This is a genomic window from Pseudomonas sp. RP-B7 (genome assembly GCF_059803535.1).
In genome coordinates this window covers 1-18,019 of the sequence record NZ_JAPFHC010000025.1, presented here as the reverse complement: position 1 = coordinate 18,019, position 18,019 = coordinate 1, and the positions used below count along the sequence as shown (strand labels likewise).

Annotated in this window: 11 protein-coding genes; 8 read left to right on the top strand and 3 right to left on the bottom strand. The window is 62.7% G+C overall.

The window, feature by feature from the left end:
• Positions 1-60: 60 nt before the first annotated feature.
• From OPU96_RS20710 to aceE, 3 genes are all read right to left on the bottom strand, one after another.
• Positions 61-2,754, bottom strand: coding sequence for a putative bifunctional diguanylate cyclase/phosphodiesterase (locus tag OPU96_RS20710; protein WP_226455571.1), 2,694 nt, complete (start codon positions 2,752-2,754; stop codon positions 61-63).
• A gap of 317 nt (positions 2,755-3,071) precedes the next feature.
• Positions 3,072-4,712 carry a dihydrolipoyllysine-residue acetyltransferase gene (gene aceF / locus OPU96_RS20705; protein WP_226455572.1) on the bottom strand — a complete coding sequence of 547 codons (1,641 nt, stop codon included), beginning with the start codon at positions 4,710-4,712 and terminating at the stop codon, positions 3,072-3,074.
• An 11-nt stretch (positions 4,713-4,723) separates the two neighbouring features.
• Positions 4,724-7,369 carry a pyruvate dehydrogenase (acetyl-transferring), homodimeric type gene (aceE, locus tag OPU96_RS20700; RefSeq protein ID WP_226455573.1) on the bottom strand — a complete coding sequence of 882 codons (2,646 nt, stop codon included), beginning with the start codon at positions 7,367-7,369 and terminating at the stop codon, positions 4,724-4,726.
• Positions 7,370-7,752: 383 nt separating this feature from the next.
• On the opposite strand from aceE, the gene glnE reads away from it, so the two are divergent.
• Genes glnE through OPU96_RS20660 form a run of 8 tightly spaced genes read left to right on the top strand, consistent with a single transcriptional unit; the run spans position 7,753 to position 17,693 of the window.
• Positions 7,753-10,692 (top strand): bifunctional [glutamate--ammonia ligase]-adenylyl-L-tyrosine phosphorylase/[glutamate--ammonia-ligase] adenylyltransferase, encoded by a 2,940-nt coding sequence (gene glnE / locus OPU96_RS20695; protein ID WP_498559597.1) that lies wholly within the window; start codon positions 7,753-7,755, stop codon positions 10,690-10,692.
• Between the two features lie 54 nt (positions 10,693-10,746).
• Positions 10,747-11,781 carry a lipopolysaccharide heptosyltransferase II gene (gene waaF, locus OPU96_RS20690; protein WP_226455575.1) on the top strand — a complete coding sequence of 345 codons (1,035 nt, stop codon included), beginning with the start codon at positions 10,747-10,749 and terminating at the stop codon, positions 11,779-11,781.
• 1 nt (position 11,782) lies between these two features.
• Entirely contained in the window at positions 11,783-12,844 is a 1,062-nt protein-coding gene (gene waaC / locus OPU96_RS20685; RefSeq protein WP_498559596.1) for a lipopolysaccharide heptosyltransferase I, read from the top strand.
• Complete coding sequence (locus tag OPU96_RS20680) at positions 12,844-13,968, top strand: glycosyltransferase family 4 protein (protein WP_226455576.1); 1,125 nt, start codon at positions 12,844-12,846, stop codon at positions 13,966-13,968. Before waaC ends, OPU96_RS20680 begins: the two co-directional genes overlap by 1 nt.
• Entirely contained in the window at positions 13,965-14,771 is an 807-nt protein-coding gene (gene rfaP, locus OPU96_RS20675; protein WP_192298291.1) for a lipopolysaccharide core heptose(I) kinase RfaP, read from the top strand. Before OPU96_RS20680 ends, rfaP begins: the two co-directional genes overlap by 4 nt.
• Positions 14,771-15,505, top strand: a complete 735-nt coding sequence (locus OPU96_RS20670; protein ID WP_192298290.1) for a lipopolysaccharide kinase InaA family protein — start codon at positions 14,771-14,773, stop codon at positions 15,503-15,505. The genes rfaP and OPU96_RS20670 overlap by 1 nt, the downstream gene beginning before the upstream one ends.
• A complete protein-coding gene (locus OPU96_RS20665; RefSeq protein WP_192298289.1) occupies positions 15,502-16,254 on the top strand; it encodes a lipopolysaccharide kinase InaA family protein in 753 nt (250 codons plus the stop codon). Before OPU96_RS20670 ends, OPU96_RS20665 begins: the two co-directional genes overlap by 4 nt.
• On the top strand, positions 16,254-17,693 hold the full coding sequence (locus OPU96_RS20660; protein ID WP_498559595.1) for a lipopolysaccharide kinase InaA family protein: 1,440 nt from the start codon (positions 16,254-16,256) through the stop codon (positions 17,691-17,693). Before OPU96_RS20665 ends, OPU96_RS20660 begins: the two co-directional genes overlap by 1 nt.
• Positions 17,694-18,019: the final 326 nt, after the last annotated feature.

Below are 18,019 nucleotides of genomic sequence, written 5' to 3'. Positions count from 1 at the left end.
GTCAGGTTGGGTTAGCGGTAAAGAGTCAGACAGCCAGTGTGCCCGAGTGTTACCACGCTGTCAGGCGACAGGTCCGCGTGGGTAGCGCTTGAGCATAGCAAACAGCTCTGCGCCGGGGATTGGCCGGTCGAACAGGTAGCCCTGGCCGACGTCACAGCGATGCCGGCGCAGGAACGCCAGCTGTTCGGCGGTTTCGATGCCTTCGGCCACGACCTTGAGCTTGAGGTTGTGGGCCATGGCGATCACCGCCGAGGTGATTTCCATGTCGTCCTGGTTGTCCGGGATTTCGTGGATGAAGCTGCGATCGATCTTGATGATGTCGATCGGGAATTTTTTCAAGTAGCTCAGCGACGAGTAACCGGTGCCGAAATCGTCCATGGCCAGGGTCAGGCCGAAGCTTTTCAGCTGGTCCAGTTGCAGGCGCGTGTCCTCGGTGGCTTCCAGCAGCAGGCCTTCGGTCAGCTCCAGCTCCAGCAGGTTGGCCGGCAACTGTTCTTCTTTGAGGATGGTGGCAATCGAGGCCACCAGGTCCGGGTCGGAGAACTGTTTGGGCGACAGGTTGATGGCGACCTGCAAGTTGCCCATGCCAGCGGCGCTCAGTTGCTTGCTCATGCGGCAGGCCTGGCGCGCGATCCATTTGCCGATGGGGATGATCAACCCGGTCTCTTCCGCCACGCTGATGAACTGATCGGGGCGGATCATGCCCTTTTCCGGGTGGTTCCAGCGCAGCAGCGCTTCCATGCCCAGCAAACGCCCGCTGCGCAGGCACAGCTTGGGCTGGTAGAACACGTCCAGCTCGTTCTGGGTCAGGGCGCGGCGCAGGTTGTTTTCCACGAACAGCTTGTAGCTGGCTTCGGCGTTCAGCGCTTCGGTGAATACCTGCACCTGATGTTTGCCATTGGCCTTGGCCTTGTGCAGAGCCAGGCCGGCGTTGCGCATCAGGGTCTGCGGGTCGCGACCATGCAGCGGTGCGCAGGCCAGGCCCACGGAGCCGGTGACGCTGATCAGTTGGTTGTCGACGAACATCGGTTTGTCGAGGGTCGCCAACAGCTGGCCGGCGACTTGTTGGCCGGTTTCCAGGTCGGTGTCGTCGAGCAGTACCGCGAATTCGTTACTGGCAAACCGCGCCAGGCTGCCGCTGGCGCTGAGGCTGTTGCGCAGGCGCCGGGCCAGGCTGATCAGCAGTTTGTCGCCGGTCTGGTGGCCGAGGCTGTCGTTGATCCGCTTGAAGTTGTCGATGTCCACCAGCAGCAGGCTGATCGGGCTGTCGCTGTCGCGGGCAAACCGTTCGTCGAGATTGCGGATAAACGCCGGGCGGTTGCCCAGGTTTGTCAGATTGTCGGTGTAGGCCAGGCGCTCGATGCGCTGCTGGGCCAGCTTGCTCTGGGTGATGTCTTCGTAGATGCCGATGTAGTGCGTCAGCTCGCGGTTGTCGCCGTACACCTTGGAAATCGACAACTGGCCCCAGTAGGGTTCGAGGTTTTTACGCCGGCTCTTGAATTCGCCCTGCCAGCTGTTGCTCTTGGCCAGGCTGGAGGGGGCGTCGAACAGCAACTCGCTGAGGTTCTCCAGCGCCGGCAGTTGTGCCAGGCGGTGACCATGGACTTCTTCGGCGCTGTACTGGGTAATCGCGGTAAAGCTCGGGTTGACGTATTCGACCACGCCGTCGCAATTGACCAGCAGAAAGGCGTTGGCGCTTTGCTCGACCGCACGCTGGAACAGGTGCAGGGCGCTGGTGGCGGTGCGCCGGTTGTGGTTGTTGATGACCTGGGCGAACTGGTCCGCCAGCTCACCGGCAAAGGCGATTTCGTCGGCCTGCCAGATACGCGTGTTGCGACCTTGCTCCAGGCAGAGCACGCCGACCACCTGGCCATCCACACGAATGCTGGCGTCGAGCAGGGCCTGGATGTCCTTGGCGCGCAGTTCTTCGGCCAGCTCGCGGGTGCGCGGGTCGCGCAGGGCGTTGGTGGCGTCGATGGCGCGGCTGCTGTGCAGGGCTTCCAGATAATCCGGAAAACCGCTGGCATCGATGGGCTCGGGCAGATAGTGCTGCTGCTCGGCACGCAGGTAGGCGGCAATCGGCACCAGGCGCTGGTCTTCGAGGTGCCAGATGCGCGCACTGTCGACTTGATAGATCTCGCAGGCGCTGCGGGTGATCAGCTCGGCGGCTTCCTGCAACGAATTGTTGGCGGTGTAGCGCTGGCGGGCCAGCAGCAGGATCAGCTCCTGCTGGGCGCGTACGCGCTCCAGATGTTGCAACTGTTCCTGTTGCGCGCGCTGGTTGAGCTCCAGGGCGATTTGCAGGCGGCTGTTCTGGCTTTCCAGGTCGGCCGTCGGGACTGTCGTCGGGATTTCGTTGAACAGGCCGTCGACCACCATCAGGTAGCCGCGCAGCAGGTGGCGATTGTGTTGTTTGTAGGCTTCACCCATCTCCAGCAGGCTCAGTGGACCGTCGCTGGTGTGCAGGGTGTAGCGCACCAGGTAGTGGGGGCTGTGGCTGAGTTGTTGCTGGATCGCGTCATGCAGCTGATAGCGCGCTTGCGGCTCCATCAGGCTGGCGTAGGGGGTGCCGAGCAGGGCGCACAGCTCAACGGCCGGCAGGCCGAACTGGCGTTCGCAATTGGGGTCGAGGTACAGCAGGGCCCAGCTTGCCTCATTCAGCCGCTCGAAACGCAGCATACCGAGGCGCGAAGGCACCGGTAACTGCGTCACTACCTCGGCCGCCATACGGGCGACATCGGGTTGGCTTTTCATGGGGGAAACTCGCTTGGGAAAATGCGCACGGCGCCGGGCTCACGCCCTCTTTTCTGTCGCCTGCAAGCAAGGTTGCATCATGCAGCACGCACTGACAAGAGAGGATGAAGGCTAAGTGCTATATGGGTGTTATCGGCCGCGCGGGGGATTTCTGAAATGGTACTGACGGAAGGTGTACAAACCTGTTTTGTCTGTCCAACTTTCACCTGAAAAGCGGGCAAAAAAAGCCCCGCCAAGTGGCGGGGTTGAGGTACGAGCGTGGCGCTCGGAAATCGATGCAACCAGGCCTCCCCGGTGAAAGGGAGGCCTGTGGAGATTTACAGCAGGATGGTGCGGATGTCGCCGAGCAGTTGCCCCAGGCGCTGCGTGAAGCGTGCAGCAGCGGCGCCGTTGATCACACGGTGATCGTAGGACAACGACAGCGGCAGCATCAGCTTCGGCTGGAACGCTTTGCCGTCCCACACAGGCTGGATAGTGGCCTTGGACACACCCAGGATCGCCACTTCCGGCGCGTTGACGATTGGCGTGAAGCCAGTGCCGCCAATGTGACCGAGGCTGGAGATGGTGAAGCACGCGCCCTGCATGTCGTCCGGAGTGAGCTTCTTGTCGCGGGCCTTGGCGGCCAGCGCAGCCGCTTCGGCAGCGAGTTGCAGCAGGCTCTTCTGGTCGACGTTCTTGATGACCGGTACCAGCAGGCCATCCGGGGTGTCGACGGCAAAGCCGATGTGCACATACTTCTTGCGGATGATCGCCTTGCCGCTTGGTGCCAGCGAGGCGTTGAAGTCCGGCAGCTCCTTGAGCAGGTGCGCGCAGGCCTTGAGCAGCAGTGGCAGCACGGTCAGTTTCACGCCAGCCTTCTCGGCCACGGCTTTCTGCGCAACGCGGAAAGCTTCCAGGTCGGTGATGTCGGCCTGGTCGAACTGGGTCACGTGCGGGATGTTCAGGTAGCTGGCGTGCAGGCCGGCCGCGCCGATTTGCATCAGGCGGGTCATCGGCACTTCTTCGATTTCGCCGAAGCGGCTGAAGTCCACGGTGCGGATCGGCGGAATGCCCGAACCGCCAGTAGCGCCGCCGGCAGCCGGAGCTTCCTTGGCTTTCTGCATCATGGCCTTGACGTAAGCCTGCACGTCTTCCTTCAGCACACGGCCGTGAGGGCCGGTAGCCGCGACGGCGCTCAGCTCGACGCCGAACTCACGGGCCAGCTGACGCACGGCAGGGCCGGCGTGAACCTTGGCACCGCTTGGCGCAGGTGCGGCAGCCACAGGGGCTGGAGCGGCCTCGGCTTTTGCAGCAGGTGCAGGCGCGGCAGCAGCCGGAGCCGCTTCAGCCTTGGCCGCTGGAGCAGCCGGGGCAGGGGCAGCAGCAGGCGCAGCGCCTTGTACTTTGAGCTTGAGGATGAAGTCGCCAGTGCCGACTTCGTCTTCCAGCTTGACCGCGATGCTTTCCACCACACCGGCAGCCGGCGAGGGGATTTCCATGGAGGCCTTGTCGGACTCCAGGGTGATCAGCGACTGGTCGGCTTCGACGGTATCGCCGACCTTGACCAGCAGCTCGATGATCTTGGCCTTGCCCGACGAACCGATGTCCGGCACGTGGATGTCCTGGACCGAAGCAGCGGCCGGAGCAGCAGCCGGGGCCGCAGGGGCCTCGGCTGGCTTCTCGGCAGGCGCCGGTGCAGCAGCGGCAGCCGGAGCAGCCGCTGGAGCAGGGGCCGCATCAGCGGCACCTTCGATTTCCAGCTCCAGCAGTTCGTCGCCTTCTTTCAGGCGGTCGCCCAGCTTCACTTTCAGGCTCTTGACCACGCCGGCCTTGGGAGCAGGGATTTCCATGCTCGCCTTGTCCGATTCCAGGGTCAGGATGCTCTGGTCGGCTTCGACGGTGTCGCCGACCTTCACAAACAGCTCGATTACTTCACCTTCACCGCTGCCGATGTCAGGTACGCGAATGAGTTCGCTCACAAAAAGTCTCCTCAGCAGTCCAGTGGGTTGCGTTTGTCCGGGTTGATACCGAACTTGACGATAGCGTCTGCTACCACCTTGGGTTCGATCTCACCGCGGTCAGCCAAGGCTTCCAGGGCTGCCAACACCACGAAGTGACGGTCGACTTCGAAGAAGTGACGCAGCTTCTTGCGGCTGTCACTGCGGCCGAAACCGTCGGTGCCCAGGACTTTGAATTCCTTGGACGGGACCCACTGGCGAATTTGTTCAGCGAACAGCTTCATGTAGTCGGTAGAGGCAATGACTGGACCCTTGCGGCCGGCCAGGCACTCTTCGACGTAGCTCTTCGCAGGTTTCTGACCAGGTTTGAGGCGGTTGCTGCGCTCTACGGCCAGGCCGTCGCGACGCAGTTCGTTGAAGCTGGTAACGCTCCACACGTCAGCGCCGACATTGAACTCTTCACGCAGGATCTTCGCCGCCTCACGCACTTCGCGCAGGATGGTGCCGGAGCCCATCAGCTGTACGTGGTGCGCTGCTTCCTTGGTGTCTTCTTCGAGCAGGTACATGCCCTTGATGATGCCTTCCTCGACACCGGCCGGCATGGCTGGCTGCTGGTAGGATTCGTTCATCACGGTGATGTAGTAGAAAACGTCCTGCTGCTCTTCGGTCATCTTCTTCATGCCGTCCTGGATGATCACCGCCAGCTCGTAGCCGTAGGTTGGATCAAAGGTGCGGCAGTTCGGGATGGTGGCAGCCAGGATGTGGCTGTGACCGTCTTCGTGTTGCAGGCCTTCGCCGTTCAGCGTGGTCCGGCCGGCAGTACCGCCGATCAGGAAGCCACGGGTACGGCTGTCGCCGGCTGCCCAAGCCAGGTCGCCAATACGCTGGAAACCGAACATCGAGTAGAAGATGTAGAACGGCAGCATTGGCTGGTTGTGGCTGGAGTACGAAGTACCGGCAGCGATGAAGGAGCTCATGGCGCCCGCTTCGTTGATGCCTTCTTCGAGGATCTGGCCCTTCTTGTCTTCCTTGTAGAACATCACCTGGTCTTTATCGACTGGCTCGTAGAGCTGGCCGACGGAGGAGTAGATGCCCAACTGACGGAACATGCCTTCCATACCGAAGGTACGGGCTTCGTCCGGGATGATCGGGACGATGCGCGGGCCGATTTCCTTGTCCTTGACCAGCTGCGCCAGGATACGCACGAAGGCCATGGTGGTGGAGATTTCACGGTCGCCCGAACCGTCAAGGATTGCCTTGAGGGTGCTGAGGTCCGGTGTCGGTACGCTGAAACTCTGGGCACGGCGCTGTGGCACGAAACCGCCCAGTGCAGTACGACGCTCGCTGAGGTAGCGGGCTTCGGCGCTGTTTGGCTCTGGCTTGAAGAACGGCAGGTTTTCCAGCTCTTCGTCCTTGACCGGGATGTCGAAGCGGTCACGGAACAACTTCAGGCTGTCGACGTCGACTTTCTTGGTGTTGTGCGCGGTGTTCTTCGCTTCGCCGGCACCGGTGCCATAACCCTTGATGGTCTTGGCCAGGATGACGGTCGGTTGTTCCTTGTGGTTCACCGCTTCGTGGTACGCCGCGTAGACCTTGTACGGGTCGTGGCCGCCACGGTTGAGTTTCCAGATCTCGTCGTCGGACAGGTCTGCAACCATCGCCTTCAGTTCAGGCGTGTTGAAGAAGTGTTCACGTACGAACGCGCCGTCTTTGGCTTTGTAGTTCTGGTACTCGCCGTCGATGACTTCGTCCATGCGACGTTGCAGGATGCCGTCGACGTCTTTGGCCAGCAGTGGGTCCCAGAAACGGCCCCAGATGACTTTGGTCACGTTCCACTGAGCACCGCGGAACACGCCTTCGAGTTCCTGGATGATCTTGCCGTTGCCGCGAACCGGGCCGTCGAGGCGCTGCAGGTTGCAGTTGATGACGAAGATCAGGTTGTCGAGCTTCTCGCGGCCAGCCAGGGAGATGGCGCCCAGGGATTCCGGCTCGTCACACTCGCCGTCGCCCAGGAAGCACCAGACTTTCTGCTTGCCTTCAGGGATGAAGCCACGGGCTTCCAGGTACTTCATGAAACGTGCCTGGTAGATCGCCTGGATCGGACCCAGACCCATGGAAACGGTCGGGAACTGCCAGAAATCAGGCATCAGCCAAGGGTGCGGGTAGGACGACAGGCCCTGACCGTCCACTTCCTGGCGGAAGTTGTTCATTTGTTCTTCGCTGATGCGACCTTCCATGAACGCGCGGGCATAGACGCCTGGCGAGGTGTGGCCCTGGAAGTAGATCAGGTCGCCGCCGTGTTCGTCGGTCGGGGCCTGGAAGAAGTAGTTGAAGCCGATGTCATACAGGGTTGCGCTGGAAGCGAAGCTGGAAATGTGACCGCCCAGGTCCGAATCTTTCAGATTCGTGCGCATTACCATCGCCATGGCGTTCCAACGTACCAGCGAGCGAATGCGGCGTTCCATGAACAGGTCGCCAGGCATGCGTGCTTCGTGGGTAACGGGGATGGTATTGCGGTATGGCGTGGTGATGGCGTAAGGCAATTGCGAACCGCTGCGGGTTGCGAGTTCGCCCATACGGGTCATCAGGTAGTGAGCACGGTCTTCGCCTTCTTTGTCGAGAACCGATTCCAGGGCGTCCAGCCATTCCTGGGTTTCGACGGGATCGAGGTCTTGCATGGCTTGCTCCAGGGCGGAAAGGCTACCAGAATCGGTTGCCTGAAGTTTGCGACTGGCCTTGTGGGCAGACGACATAAATTCTTGGATGGCCGAAGGTTGCTTCGGCGTCCTGTAGTTTTACTACAAATCGTCGGCCATTTCAGCCTTTCGAATGTATATACGAGTAGTAAAACTACACAAGACAGAGCGGATTGCTCGGTCTGGCTGGTGAGCATAATCGTTAATGTTGATCTTTTGCAGACAAGAAAAGGTAGAAGTTTAATGTTGCCTGCCAAAAAATATGAATTTTCAGCTATTTATAACCTTTGTTCGACAGTTCGTCGCCGCGTGGGGTTCTTGTCGGCACCGCAATCAGTCAATTACGCGCCGATCAAGGATAGACCATGAGCCTTCCAACGCTGGCCAACCTGCCGGCCATCCTCCTGCCTTACGCCAGCCGGGCCGAGCAGTCATTTCGTGACGCAGTGGCCGCGCTGGGCGACGATCATGGCCTTTCTGCGTGGTCGCCGCAACGCTGGGCCGACTTTGCCCGTGTGTGCGCCGCCAGTGATTTCGTGATTGAACAGAGCGTTCGTGACCCTTTGATGTTGCTGGAGCTGGTGGCCTGGGGCGAGCTGGACCGCGGTTTCGCCCCCGGCGAGCTGTGTGGGCAGATTGCTGGCGCTGTGCAACAGGCTGAAACAGAAGATGAGCTGGGCCGCGTCCTGCGCCGCCAGCGTACCCGTCATCAAGTGCGCATCATCTGGCGCGACCTGACCCGCCAGGCGGACCTGGTACAAACCTGTCGCGACCTCTCCGACATGGCCGACGCCAGCATCGACCAGGCGTACCAATGGTTGTACCAGCGCCACAGCGCACAATTCGGTACCCCCACCGGCCGGCGCAGCGGTGAGCCGCAGCACATGGTCATCCTCGGCATGGGCAAGCTCGGTGCGGTGGAGCTGAACCTGTCATCGGACATCGACCTGATCTTCGCGTACCCCGAAGGCGGCGAAACGGTGGGTGTGAAGCGGGCGCTGGATAATCAGGAGTTCTTTATTCGCCTTGGTCAAAAACTGATCAAGGCCCTCGATCCGATGACCGTCGACGGTTTTGTGTTCCGCGTCGACATGCGCCTGCGTCCTTATGGCTCGTCGGGCTCGCTGGTGCTCAGCTTCAACGCGCTGGAGCAGTATTACCAGGACCAGGGGCGCGACTGGGAGCGCTACGCCATGATCAAGGCGCGGGTAGTCGCGGGCGACCAGGTGGCCGGTGCGCAGTTGCTCGACATGCTGCGACCGTTCGTCTATCGCCGTTACCTGGACTTCTCCGCCATCGAAGCGCTGCGCACCATGAAGCAGCTGATCCAGCAGGAAGTGCGGCGCAAGGGCATGGCCGACAATATCAAGCTGGGCGCGGGCGGCATCCGCGAGGTGGAGTTCATCGCCCAGGCCTTTCAGCTGATCCACGGCGGCCGCGACCTCAGCCTGCAACAACGGCCGCTGCTCAAGGTCCTTGGCACCCTTGAAGGCCAGGGCTACCTGCCGCTGGCGGTGATCGCCGAGTTGCGCGATGGCTACGAATTCCTGCGTTACACCGAACACGCGATCCAGGCGATTGCCGACCGCCAGACGCAAATGCTCCCGGACACCGAGGAAGATCAGGCGCGTATTGCCTTCATTCTGGGCTTTGATGATTGGGCGGCCTTCCATGAGCGCTTGATGTATTGGCGCGGTCGAGTGGACTGGCACTTCCGTCAGGTGATCGCCGACCCGGATGAAGAAGAGGGCGAAGAAAGCGAGTTGGTCGTGGGCGGCGAGTGGTTGCCGCTGTGGGAAGAGTCCCAGGATGAAGAGGCCGCTTGCCGTCAGTTGGCCGAAGGCGGTTTCAGTGACGCGCCCAAGGCCCTCAAGGCCTTGGCCGGCCTGCGCAGCAGCCCGCAATTGCGGGCGATGCAGCGCCTCGGTCGCGAGCGCCTGGATGCGTTTATCCCGCGCCTGCTGGCTCAGGCCGTCGAGCATGCCAACCCGGACCTGGTGCTGGAGCGCGTATTGCCGCTGGTGGAAGCCGTGGCCCGTCGTTCCGCCTACCTGGTGCTGCTCACGGAAAACCCCGACGCCCTGCGCCGCCTGCTGACCCTGTGCGCCGCCAGCCCGTGGATCGCCGAGCAGATCACGCGCTTCCCGTTGCTGCTCGACGAATTGCTCAACGAAGGCCGTCTGTTCAAGCCGCCGTTGGCCCCTGAGTTGGCGGCCGAACTGCGCGAGCGCCTCACGCGCATCCCCGAGGACGACCTCGAGCAACAAATGGAAGCCCTGCGCCACTTCAAACTGGCCCACCGCCTGCGCGTTGCGGCCTCGGAAATCGCCGGCAGCCTGCCGTTGATGAAGGTCAGCGACTACCTGACCTGGCTCGCCGAGGCCATCCTCGAACAAGTACTGGCCCTGGCCTGGCGCCAGACCGTGGCGCGCCACGGCTCGCCGCAGCGGGTGGACGGCACCCTGTGCGATCCTGGGTTCATCATTGTCGGTTATGGGAAAGTCGGCGGCATCGAACTGGGGCATGGTTCGGATCTGGACCTGGTGTTTATCCACGACGGTGACCCCCAGGCCGAAACCGATGGCGCCAAGCCGATTGACGGTGCGCAGTTCTTCACGCGCCTGGGCCAGCGCATCATTCACTTGCTGACCACCCAGACCAACTCCGGCCAGTTGTACGAAGTCGATATGCGCCTGCGTCCGTCCGGCGCCTCCGGGCTGCTGGTCAGTTCGTTGGGCGCGTTCGAGCGCTATCAGGAAAACGAAGCCTGGACCTGGGAACATCAGGCTCTGATTCGCGCGCGGGTGCTGGTGGGTAGCCAGGATGTCGGCCATGCGTTCGAGCAGGTACGGGCCAAGGTGCTGGGGCGTGAGCGCGACCTGGCGACGCTGCGCCAGGAGGTCAGCGAGATGCGCGCCAAGATGCGTGACAACCTGGGCACCAAGGGCACGGCGGCCGGTACCGGCGCCAATGCCTTCGACGCCACGGTGGCGTTCGACCTCAAGCAGGACGCCGGAGGTATCGTCGATATTGAATTTATGGTGCAATACGCGGCTTTAGCGTGGTCTGCGCAACATCCATCGTTGCTGCGCTACACCGACAATATCCGCATTCTGGAAGGTCTGGAGCAGGTGGGGTTGATGCCCGCCGCCGATGCCCATCTGCTGCGCGAGGTGTATAAGGCCTACCGTTCCGCCGCGCACCGCCAGGCGTTGCAAAACGAGGCGGGGACGGTGACCGGCGAGCAGTTTGCCGACGAACGGCGCCAGGTGATGCGAATCTGGCAGGAGCTGGGCTTGAGCTGAAACACTATTAGGGCGGGGAGGCATAAGCCTCCCCGCATCGTTTGTGGAAACTACATGAATATTTTGATCGTTGGGCCCAGTTGGGTCGGTGACATGGTGATGGCGCAGACACTGTTCCAGTGCCTGAAACAACGTCATCCCGACTGCCAGATCGACGTGCTCGCCCCCGAGTGGAGCCGACCGATCCTTGAACGCATGCCCGAAGTCCGCCAGGCCTTGAGCTTCCCGCTCGGTCACGGGGCCCTGGAGCTTGCGACCCGTCGTCGCATCGGCAAATCCCTGGCCGGCGCGTACGACCAGGCGATCCTGCTGCCCAACTCGCTGAAGTCCGCGTTGGTGCCGTTTTTTGCCGGTATTCCCAAGCGCACCGGCTGGCGCGGCGAGTTCCGCTATGTGTTGCTCAACGACGTGCGCACGCTCGACAAGGCACGCTACCCGCTGATGATCGAACGCTTCATGGCCCTGGCCTACGAACCGGGTGCCGAGCTGCCCAAGCCGTATCCGCGCCCCAGCTTGCAGATCGACCCGGTGAGCCGCGATGCGGCCCTGGCCAAGTTCGGCCTGAGCCTGGACCGTCCGGTGTTGGCGCTGTGCCCGGGGGCTGAGTTTGGCGAGTCCAAGCGCTGGCCGTCGGAGCATTACGCCAAGGTTGCCGAGATGAAAATCCGCGAAGGCTGGCAGGTGTGGCTGTTTGGTTCGAAGAAGGACCATCCGGTCGGCGAGGATATTCGCCAGCGCCTGATCCCTGGCCTGCGTGAAGAAGCGGTCAACCTGAGTGGCGACACGTCCCTCGCCGAGGCTATCGACCTGCTGTCCTGCGCCGATTCGGTGGTGTCCAACGACTCCGGCCTGATGCACGTCGCCGCCGCGCTGAACCGCCCTCTGGTGGCGGTGTACGGCTCCACGTCCCCTGGCTTCACCCCGCCGCTGGCCGACAAGGTCGAAGTGGTGCGCCTGGGCCTGGAGTGCAGCCCGTGTTTTGATCGCACTTGCCGCTTCGGCCACTACAACTGCATGCGCCAGTTGTTGCCGCAGCCGGTGAACGAAGCCTTGCAGCGGTTGCAGGACTCTGCGGTCGAGGTCCGATAGTTTGCGCGTACTGGTAATCAAGACCTCATCCCTGGGCGACGTGATCCATGCGCTGCCGGCACTCACCGACGCCGCGCGGGCGATTCCCGGCATCCGGTTCGACTGGGTCGTGGAAGAAGGCTTCGCCGAGATTCCGACCTGGCACCCGGCCGTCGACAAGGTGATCCCGGTGGCGATCCGCCGCTGGCGCAAGAACCTCTGGCAGACCATCAAGAGCGGCGAGTGGCGGCGCTTCAAGCAGCAAGTCCAGTCGACCAGATACGACTTGGTGATCGACGCCCAAGGCCTGTTCAAAAGTGCCTGGCTGACCCGCTACGTGCGTGCGCCGATTGCCGGTTTCGACAAAAACTCCGCCCGTGAGCCCATCGCCGCACGCTTCTACTCGCGCCGCCTGGCCGTCGCCCGTGGGCAGCACGCGGTGGAGCGCTTGCGCCAGCTGTTTGCCGTGGCCCTCGGTTATGACCTGCCCAAAGGCTTGGGCGACTATGGTCTGAGCGTCGACAAGCTGCTCGGTTTGCCGCCGAAAAAGCCTTTCGTCCTGCTGCTGCACGGCACCACCTGGGACACCAAGCACTGGCCCGAAGTCTACTGGCGCGAACTCGCCGAGCGCATGGGCCGCCTGGGTGTGGACGTGAAGTTGCCGTGGGGCAACGCCGCCGAAAAAGCCCGCGCCGAGCGCCTGGCCCAAGGCCTGCCAAACGCCGAAGTGCTGCCCAGGCTGAACCTGGCCGGCATCGCCCGCGTATTGGCCGGCGCCCGCGCCTGTGTGGCGGTGGACACCGGCCTCGGCCACCTGGCCGCCGCGCTGGATGTGCCGACCATCTCCCTGTTCGGCCCGACCAACCCCGGCCTCACCGGCGCCTACGGCAAGGGCCAGATTCACCTGGGCAGCGACTTCCCGTGCGCGCCGTGCCTGCAAAAACAATGTACCTATCAACCGACGGCCGACGACCAGCGTCGGTTCGACCTCAAGCGCGAGTCGCCCCTGTGTTTCACGCGCCTGAACCCTGAGCGTGTGGCCAGCCGACTGAGCACGTTGTTATTGGCTGAGGAGCTGCACTGATGCAACTGGCTTTCGTTTTGTACAAATACTTCCCCTTCGGCGGCTTGCAGCGCGACTTCATGCGCATCGCCCTGGAGTGCCAGCAGCGCGGCCACCAGATCCGTGTCTACACACTGATCTGGGAAGGCGACATCCCGCCCGGCTTCGAAGTGCTGGTGGCGCCGGTCAAGGCGTTCTTCAACCATCGACGCAACGAGAAACTCAGTGCCTGGATGGCTGCCGACCTGGCCAAGCGCCCGGTGGACCGTCTGATCGGGTTCAACAAAATGCCCGGCCTTGACGTGTACTACGCCGCCGACGGCTGCTTTGAAGATAAGGCGCAGAACCTGCGGCACTCGCTGTACCGCTACTTTGGCCGCTACAAGCACTTCGCCGAGTACGAGCGCGCGGTGTTTGCCAAGGACGCCAAGACCCAGGTTCTGATGATCTCCGAAGTGCAGCAGCCGCTGTTCATCAAGTATTACGACACCCCGCTGGAACGCTTCCACCTGCTGCCGCCAGGCATTGCCCAGGACCGTCGCGCACCGCCGAATGCCGCCGAAATCCGCGAAGGTTTCCGCAAGGAATTCAACCTCGCTGATGACGACCTGCTGCTGGTGCAGATCGGCTCGGGCTTCAAGACCAAGGGCGTCGACCGCAGCCTCAAGGCCGTGGCCGCGCTGCCAGCGGAGCTGAAAAAACGCACGCGCCTGTTTGTAATCGGCCAGGACGACCCCAAGGTATTCCAGCTGCAAAGCGCGACGCTGGGCCTGGGGGATAACGTGCAGTTCCTCAAGGGCCGTAGCGACATCCCGCGTTTCCTGCTGGGCGCCGACCTGTTGATCCACCCGGCGTACAACGAAAACACCGGCACCGTATTGCTCGAAGCCCTGGTCGCCGGGCTGCCGGTGCTGGTCTCGGCGGTATGTGGTTATGCCCATTACATCGCCGAAGCCGATTGCGGCCTTGTGCTGGATGAGCCATTCGAACAAGCCCAGCTCAACCGCTACCTGACGCAAATGCTCAGCGACACTGCACAGCGCGCGGCCTGGGGCCGCAATGGGTTGGCCTTCGCCGAGACGGCCGACCTCTACAGCATGCCGCAGCACGCTGCGGATGTGATTCTGGCGGAGCCGAAACGATGAAGTTGATTCTTGCCGAACCGTTCAAGACGTTGTGGGCCGGGCGTGACGCCTTTGCCGAAGTCGAGAAACTGCAAGGCGAAGTATTCCGCGAACTGGCGGCGCGGCGCACATTGCGCACCGTGGTTGAGGGCCGCCCTTATTTCGTGAAGATCCACCGTGGCATCGGCTGGGGCGAGATCTTCAAGAACCTGATCACCGCCAAGCTGCCGGTGCTCGGCGCGGGCCTTGAGTGGGCGGCCATTCACCGCCTGCAGGATCTCGGCGTGCCGACCATGACCGGCGTGGCGTTCGGCGAGAAGGGCAACAATCCAGCGGATCAGCACTCGTTCATCATCACCGAAGAACTGGCGCCGACCCTCAGCCTCGAAGACCTGACCCTCGACTGGGTCGCGCAACCGCCGGCACCGGCGTTGCGCCATGCGCTCACCTTTGAGCTGGCGCGCATGGTCGGCGATATGCACCGTGGCGGCGTGAACCATCGCGACTGCTACCTGTGCCACTTCCTGCTCGACACCTCGCAACCGATCGACGCCAACAACATCAAGCTGTCGGTGATCGACCTGCACCGCGCCCAATTGCGCGCGCATTTGCCGCTGCGCTGGCGCGACAAGGACCTGTCCGCGTTGTACTACTCGGCGCTGGACATCGGCCTGACCCGACGCGACAAGTTGCGCTTCCTCAAGGGCTATTTCCGCCAGCCGCTGCGCCAGGTCCTCGCCGAGCAATCGGCGTCGCTGAACCTGATGCAACGCAAGGCCGACAAGCTCTACGCACGCAAACAACGCTACGGAGATGCGATCTGATGGCGGGTTGGAACCTGGAGCCGGCCTACGCCAGCCTGGCGCATGATTTTGGCAGCCTTGAAGCGGTCTTCGCCCTGCAAGGCGAGCAACTGACCCACGACCCGCTGTCGGAAGTGATCCGCGTGGAGCGTGGTGGGGTCAATTACTACGTCAAGCGCTACACCGGCGCCGGCAAGGGCCTGCGCCGCTACCTCGGCAAGCCGCGGGTCAAGTCCGAATGGCAGAACCTCAAGCGTTTCGCCAAATGGGGCATTCCCACCGCCGATGTGGTCGCCTGGGGCCTGGAACGCAACGGCCTGGCCTATGACCGTGGCGCGATGATCACCCGCGAATTGCCGCGCACCGAAGATTTGTCGGTGCTGGCCGAGCGCGACGATGCACGCCTGCACGATCCGAAGTGGGTCGATGCGGTGAGCCGTCAGCTCGCCGAATACACGCGCACCATGCACGATCACCGCTTCACCCATAACGACTTGAAGTGGCGCAACCTGCTGATCGACGACCAGTCGACCCTGTACCTGATCGATTGCCCCAACGGCGACTTCTGGCGCGGGTTCTGGCTCAAGTACCGCATCACCAAGGACCTGGCGTGCCTGGACAAGGTCGCCAAGTATCACTTGTCGGCCACCCAGCGCCTGCGTTTCTACATGCAGTACCGCCAGCGCCGGCACCTGAGTGCATCGGACAAGCAGCGGATTCGTCACGTGGTGAAGTTTTTTGAGGGGCGCGAATGACTGACTTCCTGGCGGCTGAAGACCGTGCGCTGCTGGAGCGCCATGGTCTCGCCACGTTTGATGCGTTGTGGGCCAAGCAACTCGATGCGGTGGACGAGCCGAACACCAGCCGTGGTGGCTGGAGCAGCGTGTTTCGCCTGGAACTCGACGGCCACGGCTACTACCTCAAGCGCCAGAGCAACTACCTGACGCGCAGCCTGCACCGGCCGTTTGGCGAGCCGAGTTTCTCCCGCGAATTCCGCAATATCAGCCGTTACCGCAAGCTCGGTATCCCGGCATTGCAGGCGGCGTTCTACGGCGAGCGCAAGGTCGCCGGTGAGCATCGTGCAATGCTGCTGACCCGCGCCCTCGACGGCTGGAATGACCTGGATTCACTGCTCGACGAGTGGCCGCAACTGAGCGACGCCCAGCACGGCGCCATCCTGCGGGCCTGCGGTCAATTGGCGCGGCATCTGCACAGCGTCGGCCAGGTGCACGGCTGTTTTTACCCCAAGCATATTTTTTTGCAGGCCACCGGCGACGGCTACGCTGCGCAGCTGATCGACCTGGAGAAGACCCGCCCGCTGCTGTTCGGCTGGCGTGATCGGGTCAAGGATCTGGAGCCGTTGCTGCGTCGCGCGCCGCAATGGTCGGATGCCCACGTGCGCCAACTGTTGGCGGCGTACCTCGATCAGCCTGAGGACAGCGCGTTGGTCGCCACTTGGTATCAGCGCCTGAATGCCCGTCGTAGCCACAAGGAAAACCGTTGATGCGTTTGTCCGAGCTGAAAACCGCCGGCCGTACCCCCGACTTGCCGCTGACCCTTGAGCTGGCCGACGCGGCGGGCCCCGGCCAACTGCAACTGCTGAGCCTGTTGCGCGTGTTGCCGGGCGAGCGCTATGTGGGCGCGGCGGTTTGGCGCGGGCGTCCGGTACTGGCCAAGTTGCTGGTGGGCAGCAAGGCGGCGCGGCATTTTCAGCGCGAACTCAACGGCGTGCGCCTGCTCGCCGCACAAGGCCTTACCACGCCGGCGTTGCTCGCCGACGGTTTGCAGGAAGGTGAGGGCGGCTGGCTGCTCTTTGAGTTCATCGACGGCGCCGAAAGCCTGGCCGATGCCTGGCAGGCCGTCGAAGACCTGCCACCGTTGGCCGACGAACAAACCGCCGTCCTCGCCGAAGCCCTGGGCGCGATTGCGCAAATGCACGCCAAGGGCCTGTGGCAGGAAGATCTGCACCTGGACAACCTGCTGCGCCAGGACGGCAAACTGTATTTGATCGATGGCGCCGGGATTCGCGTGCAAGAGGCGGGCAAGCCGCTGTCGCGTGACCGCGTGCTGGAAAACCTCGGGGTATTTTTCGCCCAGTTGCCGAAAAACCTCGAGCCGTTCACCGAAGAGTTGTTGGTGTATTACCTGCTGAGCAACGGTGAGCACGCCTTGCCGCTGCAAGCCCTGGAAAAACAGGTGCGCAAGGTCAGTGCCTGGCGCCTGAAGGATTTCCTCAACAAGGTCGGCCGCGAGTGCACCCTGTTCAGCGTGCTGCGTGGGCCGTTTGCCTTGCGCGCGATCCGTCGCGAAGAAGAGGCCGCGATGCTGCCGGTGCTGGACCAGGCCGACGCGTTGCTCGACAGGGGTCACCTCTTCAAGACCGGAGGCGCGGCCACCGTGGCCAAGGTCGACGTGGCGGGCCGCCCGCTGGTGATCAAGCGCTACAACATCAAGGGTTTCGTCCATTGGCTCAAGCGCTTCTGGCGCCCGAGCCGCGCGTGGCACTCCTGGCGCGAAGGCAATCGCCTGGCGTTCCTCGGCATCGCCACGCCCAAACCGCTGGCGGTGCTGGAGAAGCGCTTTTTCTGGCTGCGCAGCCGCGCTTACCTGATCACCGAGCACCTGTCGGGCCCGGACATCATCGAGCGTTTTGCGCCCTATGTTGAACGCGGTGACGCCCCGGAAAGTGAGTTGCTGGCCCTGGATCATTTATTCGCCGAACTGATCCGCGAGCGCATCAGTCATGGTGATTTCAAGGGGCACAACCTGTTCTGGGATAAGGGGCGCTGGTCGCTGATCGACCTCGATGCAATGCGCCAACACAGCAGCAATGCCAGCTTCGCCCCGGCCTACGCCAAGGACCGCGCGCGGTTTATGCGCAACTGGGCGCCGGACAGTGCGTTGTACAAACTCATCGACCAGCGCTTGCCAGTGCAGGTCTGACCGCGCTCAAAAGGTGGAAGCAGATCAATGTGGGCGCGGGCTTGCCCGCGAAGGCGGCGTGTCAGCTTGCACATCAGCGCCTGATACACCGCTATCGCAGGCAAGCCAGCTCCCACACAAGCCAGACCTGCGTCCTGCCGCAAGTTCTTGATACCCAGCCGAACGGCGACGGCCCAGCAACACCAATCAACTGTGGGAGCGGGCTTGCCCGCGAAGGCGGCGTGTCAGCTTGCACATCAGTGCCTGATGCACCGCTATCGCAGGCAAGCCAGCTCCCACACAAGCCAGACCTGCGTCCTGCCGCAAGTTCTTGATACCCAGCCGAA

Coding starts and splice junctions, on each gene's coding strand:
- aceE (WP_226455573.1), bottom strand. CDS start 7,369: ATGCAAGACCTCGATCCCGTCGAAACCCAGGAATGGCTGGACGCCCTG.
- OPU96_RS20680 (WP_226455576.1), top strand. CDS start 12,844: ATGCAACTGGCTTTCGTTTTGTACAAATACTTCCCCTTCGGCGGCTTG.
- OPU96_RS20710 (WP_226455571.1), bottom strand. CDS start 2,754: ATGAAAAGCCAACCCGATGTCGCCCGTATGGCGGCCGAGGTAGTGACG.
- waaF (WP_226455575.1), top strand. CDS start 10,747: ATGAATATTTTGATCGTTGGGCCCAGTTGGGTCGGTGACATGGTGATG.
- OPU96_RS20665 (WP_192298289.1), top strand. CDS start 15,502: ATGACTGACTTCCTGGCGGCTGAAGACCGTGCGCTGCTGGAGCGCCAT.
- glnE (WP_498559597.1), top strand. CDS start 7,753: ATGAGCCTTCCAACGCTGGCCAACCTGCCGGCCATCCTCCTGCCTTAC.
- OPU96_RS20670 (WP_192298290.1), top strand. CDS start 14,771: ATGGCGGGTTGGAACCTGGAGCCGGCCTACGCCAGCCTGGCGCATGAT.
- rfaP (WP_192298291.1), top strand. CDS start 13,965: ATGAAGTTGATTCTTGCCGAACCGTTCAAGACGTTGTGGGCCGGGCGT.
- OPU96_RS20660 (WP_498559595.1), top strand. CDS start 16,254: ATGCGTTTGTCCGAGCTGAAAACCGCCGGCCGTACCCCCGACTTGCCG.